At 68.7% G+C, this 11,245-nt stretch carries 12 protein-coding genes; 5 read left to right on the forward strand and 7 right to left on the reverse strand.

The genetic code is table 11. The annotated features are described in order from the left end of the window. Positions 1-7: 7 nt before the first annotated feature. Complete coding sequence (locus tag ACWY4P_RS11530) at positions 8-406, forward strand: hypothetical protein (protein ID WP_456210400.1); 399 nt, start codon at positions 8-10, stop codon at positions 404-406. Positions 407-482: 76 nt separating this feature from the next. Here the strand turns inward: ACWY4P_RS11530 and ACWY4P_RS11535 are convergent, their stop codons facing one another. Continuing rightward, positions 483-1,175, reverse strand: coding sequence for a type 1 glutamine amidotransferase domain-containing protein (locus tag ACWY4P_RS11535; RefSeq protein ID WP_456210402.1), 693 nt, complete (start codon positions 1,173-1,175; stop codon positions 483-485). Positions 1,176-2,114: 939 nt separating this feature from the next. On the opposite strand from ACWY4P_RS11535, the gene ACWY4P_RS11540 reads away from it, so the two are divergent. Beyond that, positions 2,115-3,290, forward strand: coding sequence for a damage-control phosphatase ARMT1 family protein (locus ACWY4P_RS11540; RefSeq protein WP_456210403.1), 1,176 nt, complete (start codon positions 2,115-2,117; stop codon positions 3,288-3,290). Positions 3,291-3,735: 445 nt separating this feature from the next. Here ACWY4P_RS11540 and ACWY4P_RS11545 read toward each other — a convergent pair whose 3' ends face one another. After that, positions 3,736-4,155: a type II toxin-antitoxin system VapC family toxin gene (locus tag ACWY4P_RS11545; protein ID WP_456210405.1), complete on the reverse strand. Its 420-nt coding sequence runs from the start codon at positions 4,153-4,155 to the stop codon at positions 3,736-3,738. Beyond that, on the reverse strand, positions 4,152-4,382 hold the full coding sequence (locus tag ACWY4P_RS11550; protein ID WP_456210407.1) for a FitA-like ribbon-helix-helix domain-containing protein: 231 nt from the start codon (positions 4,380-4,382) through the stop codon (positions 4,152-4,154). Before ACWY4P_RS11550 ends, ACWY4P_RS11545 begins: the two co-directional genes overlap by 4 nt. 182 nt (positions 4,383-4,564) lie before the next feature. On the opposite strand from ACWY4P_RS11550, the gene ACWY4P_RS11555 reads away from it, so the two are divergent. After that, entirely contained in the window at positions 4,565-4,864 is a 300-nt protein-coding gene (locus ACWY4P_RS11555) for a hypothetical protein (RefSeq protein WP_456210409.1), read from the forward strand. 398 nt (positions 4,865-5,262) lie between these two features. Here the strand turns inward: ACWY4P_RS11555 and ACWY4P_RS11560 are convergent, their stop codons facing one another. Beyond that, positions 5,263-6,096 (reverse strand): class II fructose-bisphosphate aldolase, encoded by an 834-nt coding sequence (locus ACWY4P_RS11560; protein WP_456210411.1) that lies wholly within the window; start codon positions 6,094-6,096, stop codon positions 5,263-5,265. Positions 6,097-6,202: 106 nt separating this feature from the next. Between ACWY4P_RS11560 and ACWY4P_RS11565 the strand changes: the two genes are divergently transcribed. Beyond that, positions 6,203-6,991: a DeoR/GlpR family DNA-binding transcription regulator gene (locus ACWY4P_RS11565; RefSeq protein ID WP_456210413.1), complete on the forward strand. Its 789-nt coding sequence runs from the start codon at positions 6,203-6,205 to the stop codon at positions 6,989-6,991. Between the two features lie 20 nt (positions 6,992-7,011). On the opposite strand, the gene ACWY4P_RS11570 is transcribed toward ACWY4P_RS11565, so the two are convergent. The 3 genes from ACWY4P_RS11570 to ACWY4P_RS11580 are packed head-to-tail and all read right to left on the reverse strand — an operon-like array spanning position 7,012 to position 9,996. Beyond that, complete coding sequence (locus ACWY4P_RS11570) at positions 7,012-7,884, reverse strand: carbohydrate ABC transporter permease (RefSeq protein ID WP_456210414.1); 873 nt, start codon at positions 7,882-7,884, stop codon at positions 7,012-7,014. Next, the gene (locus ACWY4P_RS11575) at positions 7,884-8,858 is read right to left on the reverse strand and encodes a carbohydrate ABC transporter permease (RefSeq protein ID WP_456210416.1); all 975 of its coding nucleotides are present in this window, start codon (positions 8,856-8,858) and stop codon (positions 7,884-7,886) included. The genes ACWY4P_RS11570 and ACWY4P_RS11575 overlap by 1 nt, the downstream gene beginning before the upstream one ends. A 4-nt stretch (positions 8,859-8,862) precedes the next feature. Next, entirely contained in the window at positions 8,863-9,996 is a 1,134-nt protein-coding gene (locus ACWY4P_RS11580; protein ID WP_456210418.1) for an extracellular solute-binding protein, read from the reverse strand. A 279-nt stretch (positions 9,997-10,275) separates the two neighbouring features. On the opposite strand from ACWY4P_RS11580, the gene ACWY4P_RS11585 reads away from it, so the two are divergent. Beyond that, positions 10,276-11,175, forward strand: coding sequence for an SIS domain-containing protein (locus ACWY4P_RS11585; protein WP_456210420.1), 900 nt, complete (start codon positions 10,276-10,278; stop codon positions 11,173-11,175). Positions 11,176-11,245: the final 70 nt, after the last annotated feature.

Below are 11,245 nucleotides of genomic sequence, written 5' to 3' on the forward strand. Positions count from 1 at the left end.
AACCGTGATGCACGGCACGACAAACACCACAGACACCACAGACACCACAGACACCGAGGCGGTCCTGCACAGGGTCCTCGACCAGTGGAAGGCAGCCGTCGACGCCCACGAGCCGCAGCGGGTCGCCTCCCTCTTCACCCAAGACGCGATCTTTCAGGGGCTGCACCCCTACAGCGTCGGGAGACAGGGCGTCGCCGACTACTACGGCTCCCAGCCCCTGGGCATGTCAGTCGTCTACCGCATTCTGGAAAGCAGGCGTCTTTCCGGCGACATGGTGCTCGGATACCTGGCGGTCGACTTCTCGTTCACCGACCGGCCCACGCTGAGCCTGAACCTCGGCGTACTGCTGAAGCGTTCGGAAGACGACTGGCACCTCAGCCACTACCAGATCTCCCGCCTGGCCTAGTCGCCGATCTCGGCCCCACGGGCGGTACGCCGCTCGTGGGAGCCGCACGAGCCGTGACAGAACGAGCCGTGACAGATTACTTGAGCGCCTTGAGCAGTTCCTGTGCCAAAGGTGCGGCGGACGCGGGGTTCTGCCCGGTGTACAAGTTGCGGTCCACGACGGTGTACGGCTTCCAGATCTCGCCGCGGGTGAAGTGGACGCCCATGCCGACCAGCTCGTCCTCAAGCAGCCACCTGGCTTTGGCGGCCAGCCCGACGGCCTCCTCTTCCTCGTTGGTGTAGGCGGTCACCCGATAGCCGGCGAACGGCGAAACGCCCTTGCGCCGAGTGGCCAGCATCGCCGCCGGAGCGTGGCAGACGATGGCAAGGGGCTTGCCCGAGGCAAGCGCCGCGGTCAGCAGTCGGCCCGAGTCGGCGTCGGCCCACAGGTCCTCCATGGGACCGTGGCCGCCGGGGTAGTAGACGGCGTCGTAGTCGTCCAGGCGCGCGTCCGCCAGTTCGATCGGGCGCCGCAGCTCCTCGGCGCTCCGGAGGACCCCCTCCTCCTCCAGAGCGATCTTCTCGCTCCCGGCCATCGAGGGGCGCAGACTCATCGCATCCACATACGGCACCACTCCCCCAGGAGTGGCCACCACCACCTCGTGGCCGTCCGCGGTGAGCGCGCTGTACGGTGCCGCGAACTCTTCGGCCCAGTAACCCGTCGGATGCCTGGTGCCGTCTTTGAGCGTCCAATAACTCGCACCGGTCATTACGAAAAGGATCTTGGCCATTGGAGAATCGCCTCCTCGTCACATTTCGCCCGAGACACGGGGTATTCCGACTGAATGTCACCCTATGCTCTGGCCCAAACGAGCGCACGTTCCCGCCGCAGTGACACGCGGGTCGAGCACAGTGGCCGGGGCGGGCGGGGCGGCGACCACGGCCGTCCGGCGGGCCCGGGCGCTACTTCGCCTGCCAGGACGCGGTCTTCAGCTACGCCCCCTCCGGCGCCCAGTTCCGCGGGCCGCGGGCCGCCGCCGACTGCCCACCACCGGACGCCAGGCCCTGGTCGCCGACCCGGACCTCACCCTGCTGTGGGCCGAGACGGAGACCACCGCCCTGCGCTCCGTCCGCTACCCCCGGCGCCCTGCGCTACGGCGCGTTCCTCACCTCCGACGAGCCCGTGGACGCCGCCGGCACCCCCGATGGCCTGCTCGCCGTCCTACCCGGCGGTGACGCCCCGGCGCCCGCCCTGCGCATCTCCTGCCACACCGTGGCCGGCCCGCACCCCACCCGGCCCGCGCCACGGCCGGTCACCGGCCCGCTATGGGCGCCTCTCCGGGCCTCAGCAGGGAGAGCCTCAGGCAGTGCGACTCGGCTTGGTGGACGTGCCCCGGTGACCGCGTACACCGGCGAGCCGGCGAAGGGCTGCCGCTCGCCGGCCTCGGCAACGCCGACTCTCAAGGCTTCACAGGTCCGGATGCGCTGTGTGCCAGGCCGTTTCGAGGGTGGACAGGAACTCCGCCTGGGCCGTGCGCTGGAACCACGTGAACAGGATCGCCTGAGACTGTCCGCCGATCTTCGTCTTCGGGGCGCTCGCCCAAAAGGGGCTGACCCGCTACGGCTTGCTGCTGAAGCCGCAAGTTCGATTCCTCGGCGGGAGCCATAATCGAGTGCTGGTCATGCCACACCCCCCGGTAACCAGCACCATTCCGGAGGATCACCAAACCATGTCCGAGACCGTTGACGCGCCTGTCATCCTGAGCAATGAGCCCGGGACTTTCGCCTGGGGTGTGCTGGCCGAGCGCCACCCGGCACTCATCGAGAGGGTGCGCGATGCCTTCCCGTACAACCCCGAGCAGCACCGGGCTCTCGATGCCCTGCTCACAGAGTGCACCAAGGGTGTGATCGGCCCCCTCGGCTCTGGTGCGTCAGACCGCGACCAGTGGGCGGAATGGGGGCGGGGCCACGTCGGCCGCTCTTGGTTCGACGTACCGTTCCTGTGGGCGGAGAGCTACTTCTACCGGAAACTGCTCGAAGCGGTTGGATACTTCGGGGCGGGCCCGTGGCAGGGCATCGACCCATTCCGGCCCTTCAAGCAGGCCGAGCTGCGCACCGAAGAGGCGGAAGCCGAGCTGGCGGCGCTGGACCACCTCGCGCTGAAACCCGTCGGCGAGCAGGCACGGGCGCTCCTGCACGGGTCTCTGTGGGGCAATCGCGCGGACCTCGGCTTCAGCATGACCGCTGGTGGCGGTGCGGCGAGTGGCGCCGACAGGCCACTCGTCGCGGACGACTCAGCTGCGCTGTGGTCGCTGCTGCCCGCCGGAGGGCCGAACACGGTTTGCCTGGTCGCGGACAACGCAGGACGCGAGCTCGTCCCCGACCTGCTCCTCATCGACCATCTACTGCGGCACCAGCACGCCGAACACGTCATCCTCCACGTCAAGCCGTACCCGTACTACGTCTCCGATGCCACCACCGCCGATGTCATCGACTGCGCGCGCCATCTGAAGCAGGCCGACGGCGTCGCCGGCGTAGTCGGCAAGCGGCTGTGGGAGGCCATGAGGCGCGGTCGGCTCACTGTACGAACCCACGTCTTCTCCTGCGCACCACTGCCGTATGCCGATATGCCCGAAGACCTGCGCCAGGAGTTCACAGACGCCACCGCGACCATCATGAAGGGCGACTTGAACTACCGGCGCCTCGTCGGTGATCAGCTGTGGCCTGCGACCACGTCATTCGCGGAGCGCACCGCATACTTCCCCAGCCCCGTGGCAGCGCTGCGCACGCTGAAGTCCGACGTGATCGTCGGACTCGATGAGCGAACAGAGGCATCGCTGGTCGCCGCGCACGACCAGCGATGGCGCACCAGCGGCTCCCACGCGCTCATTCAGGTGCGGCGATGACGCGATCAACGTGAGGTGCGCTCCCGGCAGCCGATGCCGACCGCGAGAACCCGATCTGTCCGGTATTCGGCCTCATGCTCAGCTACAACAACATGAAAAAGCGGGTCGTGACTGTTGAGTCACAACCCGCGTCATCCGCATAAGCAAGATCGTGTCCGAAGGGGGTTCGGACCGATGCCCCACGGATCACGCCCCTCACGACGGTGCTGGCGCTGGTGTAGCCGCAGTCGCAAGCTCTTGGCGGGAGTCGCAATGGGGCGCTGGTCGCGGCGCACCCTCTGCGTCCTGCGGAGATGCTCTGGTGGTGATGCCAGCGCGTCTTCCGGGACTCCGGTCGGTTCACTCGACCGCCACCCTGCTCCTGGAGCAAGGCGTCGACCTCGTCGTCGTCAAGGAAGACCGCGAGGCACCTCCGAGAGGACGGGAAAACCATGCGGCGGCTGCTTCAGCCGGAGGTCTCGAACGTCTCGATCTCGCAGCGCGCCACGCCGCTCTTGTCGATCCTGGCGTCGCTGGTGATCAACGGCAGTCCCAGAATCTCGGCCAGGGCGACATACTGCGCGTCGTAGGCGGAGAGGTTGCTCGACAAGCCCTTGACGCGCTCCCAGAGGATCAACGTCTCATGCCGGTCGAGCGCCAGATCGCGGTACGTCGCCACGGCCTTGCGGAGCTGCTTCTCGCTCAGCTTGGGCTCGCCGCCACGCCGGCCGCGCGCCAGGCCGAGCAATGCGGACATGATCTCGTAATCGATCAGGTGCGGTGCGGCGAGACGGTCCTCCTTGGCGACACGTTCGCGTACCCGGTGCCCGGTGGGGCCCTCGTCGCTCAGGAAGAAGACGAGTGCCGAGCAGTCGACGACGATCAACGGCCCGCCCTCGCGTCGTCGATCGCGGCCAGCACGTCCGACGTACTCAGGCTCGCCCCGGCCTCGGCTTCCGCGCGGGTGGCGGCCTCGGCGAGCGTGGGCCTGGCGGCTTCACCGACGAGGAGGTCGAGTGCGTAGGCCTGTAGCGACTTGCCCGCCTTCGCGGCGCGGGCCTTCAGCGTGGCAAGGGCATCGTCCGGCACATCGCGAATAGTCAGGGCAGTCATGCCTGCATTTTAGCAGCATTGCATGCAAAGCGCAGTTTTGCTCGCACTGCTGATGTCGGAGACTGTCAGTGGCTCTCAGTGCGCTGCACCCGAGGCGTGACGGCCCAGGCGTGCCCTCGCACCGGTCGCGGGCTCCACCGACCCCGTCGAATGCGTCGCCTTCGCCTGCAAGTTCCCGCTCCGTGGCATCCTCGCCAGCCAGGGCTCGGGCCGCCACCGTCATCCGGCCCGAGACGGTGACCACGCGGCCCGGCATCCGCTTCGGACTCATCGACCATGCCCTCCTGCTGCTGGAAGGGACGCTCGGCACGGCGGACCCGAACGCGTGCGTCCTGCTCAAGCGGGACCTCGCGGTGGTGATGAGCGCTGAGGCGCTGTTCACCCTCACCGATCTGTGCGGGCTCGGCCCCGACGAGGCCGTCACCAGCGCGGTCCGGACCGCGACCGCCCTGACCAGGGCCGCTGTGCGCGCGATTGCGTAGCGGCGAGGAGGAGGGGGCGGACCCACGTGCCGGTGTGCCGCACCAGCTCGACGACGGGGCGGGGCCCGGATGCCCCGCGACGAGATCGCCCGGCGCGGTCGTAGGGAACCTCCCCGCACCGGGCCCGCTCGGCGAACCGTGTCATCGCCGCCTGGTCCATGATGTCCACGCCTAGCTCGGCGGCAGTGACCGTCCAGAACTTCGCCGGCCCCCAGCGGGTACGGTCAGCCATCCGGGCGCCGAACTCCCCGGCTGCTGGAGTCATCGGCCGGGCGGAAGAGGGTCTGCACTGGCACCGGCGCGCCGTAGACGCCGGGGACGCAGGGGGACGGGCCGTATCGAGGAAGCGCACATGTCACGGCGCTATGAATGGGACCCCAGCGGTATCGCGGACCCCATCAGCCGAGGACCCGCAGCAGGTGTTCCGCCGCCTCGGCCATGCGGGTGCGGGCGGTCGCCAGATAGCTCCGCGGGTCGACGGTGTGCGTGTCCTCGCTGAAGAAGTCGCGTATTGCTCCGGTGAAGGCGATGTTCAGCGCCGTACCTATGTTGATCTTCGTCATGCCTTCAGCGACCGCGCGGCGGAGTTCGTCGTCGGGTACGCCGGTCGAACCGTGCAGGACCAGCGGGACCGGGACGGTGTGCGCGATCCGGGCGATGCGGTCGTGGTCGAGTTTCGCTGTTCTGGTCGTCATCGCGTGGGAACTGCCGACCGCGACGGCCAGCGCGTCGACGCCGGTGGCAGCCACGAACGCGCGCGCGTCGTCGGGATCGGTACGGACTCCGGGAGCGTGCACGCCGTCCTTACCGCCGATCTCGCCGAGCTCGGCCTCCAGCCACAGGCCCTGGGCGTGGGCCCAGTCGGCCGCGGCCCGGGTGGCGGCGATGTTTTCCTCATGCGGCAGCGCCGAGGCGTCGTACATCGCCGAGCCGAAGCCGAAGTCACCGGCGCGGCGCAGCAGCGCCTCGTCGGTGACGTGGTCCAGATGCAGGCCGACCGGGACCCGGGCGGCCTCCGCCACGGCAGCCGTGGCGTGGGCGAGGGGGCCGAGGGAGCCACCGTGGAAACGGACCGCGTTCTCGCTGATCTGGCAGATGACCGGCGTTCCGGCAGCCTCGGCGCCCGCGACAATCGCCTCGGCGTGCTCCAGTGTGATCACGTTGAACGCGCCGACGCCACGGCCGTCAGCGCGGGCCGAGCGGACGAGTTCGGCGGTGGGGATCAGGGGCATGGGGTGGTGTGGCCTTTCCTCACGGCTGAAATGATCGTGGGTGAAAACGGTTGCTCTGGCGAGATAAAATTTCGGGGCCCGCACACCACGGAACAGGGGATGACGCATGGGGGCACCGCAGGCCAGATGGAGCGCGTTGCTGGAGATGCTGACGCGCGACGGACGGATCGAGGTCGAGGCCGCCGCCGACGTACTGCGGGTCTCCGCCGCCACGATCCGGCGTGATCTGGACGAGCTGGCGCGCCAGCAGATGGTCACCCGTACCCATGGCGGCGCCGTGATCAACGCGATCGCGTACGATCTGCCGCTCCGCTACAAAGCCGCGCGCAACGCTCCGGAGAAGGAGCGGATCGCCGACGCGGCGGCGGGCCTGGTGAAGGCGGGCGCCGTGGTGGGTCTGAACGGCGGCACCACGACCACCGCGGTCGCCCGTGCGCTGGCCACCCGGCCGGAGCTGGGCACAGAGGGCGCCGGGCCCTCGCTGACGGTGGTCACCAACGCGCTGAACATCGCCAACGAACTGGTGGTACGGCGCCATGTGAAACTCGTCGTCACCGGAGGCGTGGCCCGCCCCGCCTCGTACGAGCTCACCGGGCCGCTCGCCACCGAGGTGCTCGCGCAGATCACCCTCGACCACGTCTTCATCGGCGTCGACGCGATCGACGTCAGATACGGTGCGACGGCCCAGGACGAGGGCGAGGCCGGCATCAACCGGGCGCTGGCCCTGCGCGCCGAGCAGGTGGTCGTGGTCGCGGACTCCTCCAAGCTGGGCCGGCGGGCCTTCGCCCGGATCTGCCCGGTGGAGGACGTCGATGTGCTGGTGACCGACAAGGCGGCGGGCCCCGAGCTGACCGAACCGTTCGCCGCTGCCGGCGTGGAGATCGTCCGGGCCTGAGCGCCGGCTCCCGTGGTGACTCACTTGACGCCGCCTGCCGTCAGACCGCTGATCAGATAGCGCTCCACGAAGATGAACAGAACGACGACCGGCACGATGGCGATCAACGAGGTGGCGAAGAGGTACTGCCACTGCTCCTGGTACGCCGTGACGAATCCGGGGATGGCCTTGGTCAGCGTCGTCCGGTCGCCGGACGAGGTGATGGTGAGGGCGACGACGTACTCGTTCCAGGCGCCGATGAACGTGTAGACGAGTGCGGTCACCACGCCGGGCAGCGCCAGCGGCAGAGTGACCCGGGCCAGCGCGCCGAACCGCCCGGCCCCGTCCATGTACGCCGCCTCCTCCAGTTCCTTGGGGATGCTCGCGAAGTACGCGTTGAGGATCCAGACGCAGAACGGCAGGTTGAACGCCGCGTTGACCAGGATCAGCCCCTCCGCGGTGTCGGTCAGATCGAGGCTGACCATCTCCCGGTAGATGCCCACCAGCAGCGCGGTCGGCGCGAACATCTGGGTGACCAGCACCAGCAGCAGGAAGGCACCGCGCCCGCGGAACCGGTGGCGGGCCGTGTAGTACGCGGCGGGCAGCCCCACGGCCAGAGCGAGGAGCGTGGACATCCCGGCGACGTACAGCGAGAACCACAGGGCGTCGGCGACCGGCGGGTCCTTCAGTGACCAGACGTCGGCGAAGTTCGACCACTCCCACCGCGACGGCAGATAGGAGGGCGGTGACTTCATGAGCTCCGGCGTCGGTTTCAGCGCGGTCACCAGCATCTGGAGGTACGGCGCGAGGAACACCAGGGCGACCAGCCAGCCGACCGCGGTGAGCAGTACGGTGCGCAGTCTGAGGGGGCGTCTCCGCCGGGCGGCTGCGGTTTCGGCCGGGACCGCGGACATCAGCTCATCTCCTCTCGCCGGCGGACGACGCGCAGATACACCAGCACCACCAGGAGGATCAGCCCGAAGTTCACGACGGCCATGGCGGCCGACTCGCCGACGGACTGGTTGTCGAACGCGAGCTTGTACATATAGGTGGTGGTCGTGTCGGTGGCGAAGCCCGGGCCGCCGCGGGTCATCGCCCAGATGACCGGGAACGAATTGAACACATTGATGACGTTGATGATCACGGCGACCAGCAGCGAGGGGCGCAGCAGCGGCAGCGTGATGCCGAGATAGGTGCGGACCGGTCCCGCGCCGTCCAGACGGGCGGCCTCGTACACCTCGGCCGGGATCGTCCCGAGCCCGGACAGGATGACGAACGCGGTGAACGGCAGGGAGACGAAGACCGCCACGGCCATCATCCAGGCGAACGCCTGGGCCGGGTCGGCCAGCCAGTTCACCGGCTTGTCCAGGATTCCGACGTCCATCAGCACGCGGTTGACGACGCCGTAGAAGTTGTTGAGCATCCAGCGCCAGGTCAGCGCCGTCATCAGCACCGACGCCGCCCAGGGCACGATCAGCGCCCAGCGGACCAGCCGGCGCCCCGGGAAGCGGGCGTTCAGCAACTGCGCCAGGCCCAGGGAGACCGTGACCGTGACCGTGACCACGCCGACCACCCAGACCAGGGTGCGCAGCACCACGCCGGGCAGGTCCTGCTCGGCGAACAGATCGGCGTAGTTGGCGCCGCCCGCGAAGCCGCGGGTCAGGCCGGTGGAGCTGATGTCCATCAGGGAGGTGCGGATCATCTCGACGACGGGCCAGATGACCACGGCCAGGATCAGCGCGAGGGCGGGGCCGAGCCACAGCAGCGGTTCCAGCCTCCGTATGCGCCGGATGCCGCGAGTGCGGCGGGATCCCCGCCCCGGTGGTGCCACCGGGGCCCGGCCCCGCGAGGCGCCGGCGGTGTGTGGGGTGACGTCTTGTACGGCCACCCCGTCAGCCGTCCTTCTCGGCGGTCTTCTGGATCTCGCTCAGGACCTTCTCGGGGTCGGCGCTCGACACGGCGGTGCCGATGCGCTGCTTCACGGCGCCCTCTACGGCAGCCCAGTTCGGGTTGTCGGTGGGTGCGAACCGCGCGCCCGACAGCGCGTTGACGAACGGCTTGTAGTAGGCGGCGTCCGAGCTCAGCGCGTCACCGGCCGACTTGGTGACCGACAGAAACCCTTCCGTGGACAGGAACTTCGAGGCGTTCTCCTTCTGGTAGAAGAAGTCGAGGAACTTGTTGACCGCCTCGCGGTTCTTGCCCTCGTGCTTCTTGAAGGCCACGAGGTAGTCCTGCACGCCGAGCGTGTTGTGCGTCGTACCGTCCTTGCTGGGCAACGGCGCGACGCCGTAGTTGAGGTTCTTGTCGACCGTGTCGATGAAGCCCTTGCGCATGAAGACGGCGCCGTTGAGCATGCCGGTCTTCCCCTGGGCGAACTGGTTGAAGACGTCCTTGCGGTTGGTGACCTCGGGGTTGGGCTGCGTCAGTCCGGCCTTGGTGAGCTTCCGCAGGAAGTCCAGCGTCTCCACGTTGGCCCGCTGGTCGACCGCCCACTCGCCCGATCTGTCGGTCCAGCCGCCGCCGTTGTTCATGGCCCAGATGGAGAACTCGGCCTGGGCTTCCTCCGCGCCGAGCGGCAGGCCCAGCGGAATGTCCCCGGCCTTCTTCATCTTCTTCGCGGCATCCTCGACCTCGGCCCAGCTGGAGGGCGGTCCGGAGACGCCGGCCTTGGCGAAGATGTCCTTGTTGTAGAACAACAGCCGTGCGCTGGAGATGAACGGCAGGCCGTACTGGACGTCCTTGTACCGCGCCTGGTCGGCGAAGAGCGGCAGGAAGTCGGCGAGCACCTTCGGCGATACGACATCCTCCGCCTTGAAGATCAGCTCGTCTCGGGCCAAGTCGGAGAACTTGTTGTAGTTGAGGATGTCGGGCTGCTGCCCGGTCTGGACATACGTCTTGACCTTGGAGTCCATCTGCTCCCAGTCGACGACCTCCAGCTCGACCCGGTAGCCGGGGTTTGCGGCCTCGAAGTCGTCGATGAGCTTCTCCCAGTAGGGCTGGGTGTCGTCGTCGTACTTCGCGGCCACGAACCTGATCGTTTTTCCGTCGGAGTCGTTGCCGGACGAGCCTCCCTTGCCGCATCCGGTGAGACTCAGGGCGAGGGTTACAGCTGCTGCGATACCAACGAGGTGCCGTTTCACGGGATCCACCTTCACTGCAAAGCGAGTGATTGATTCTGCTCGGAAGTTGCCAGAATCGAGCATCGACATCCATCATGCTCAAAGGTTCGCGCATGATGTCAAGGGCCGCCGGTTGCCACTCGGTTACGCCGGCGGCCCCATCAGCGCCTGAGACGGGAGTCCCTGATGAGTCGGACCGAGATCGAGATCGCCACCCAGCCCGAGTGCTGGAGTCGCGCCGCGGAACTGGCGCGGCGTCCGGACGACCCGCCGTACGCCGCCATGCCCAGGCCCGGCGAGCGGGTCGCCGTCGTGGGATGCGGGACCTCCTGGTTCATGGCCCAGGCCTATGCGGCGCTCCGCGAATCCGGCGGGCACGGGGAGACGGACGCGTTCCCGGCGTCGGAGATGCCGGCCGGCCGGGCCTATGACCGGGTGGTCGCGCTGACCCGGTCCGGCACCACCTCGGAGGTGCTGGAGCTGCTCGGCCGACTGCGTGGCAGGACGCCCACCGTCGCGGTCACCGCCGATCCGGCGACCCCGGTCATGGAGGTCGCCGACGCGGCCGTCGTGCTCGACTTCGCCGACGAGACCTCGGTGGTGCAGACCCGGTTCGCCACCACGCAGCTGGTGCTGCTGCGTGCCCTGCTCGGCGAGGACGTCGGCCACTTGGGGGCACAGGCGGCGTCGGCGCTCGCCGAGCCGCTGTCCGAAGCGCTCCTCGGCGCCGAGCAGTTCACCTTCCTGGGCCGGGGCTGGGCGTACGGGATCGCCCAGGAGGCGGCCCTGAAGATGCGCGAGGCGGCGGGCGCCTGGACGGAGTCCTATCCGGTGATGGAGTACCGGCACGGGCCGATCAGCATCACCGGCCCGGGCCGGGTGGCCTGGTGGTTCGGCGATCCGGCCGCCGTTCCCGACGGCCTGCCCGAGCAGATCGCCCGCACCGGCGGCCAGTTGGTGGCCCTCGGGCGCGACCCGCTGGCCGATCTGATCGTGGTGCAGCGGCTGGCCGCCGCTCTGGGCACGGCGCGTGGCCTGGACCCGGACAACCCCCCGCATCTGACCCGCTCGGTGATCCTGGCCTGAACCGGCCCACCCCTCGCACCTGACCCACGCAAGGGGAGCGGAACCGCCCGAATCGGGCATGGTTCACGCA

The sequence above is a fragment of the Streptomyces sp. LZ34 genome (genome assembly GCF_053890475.1).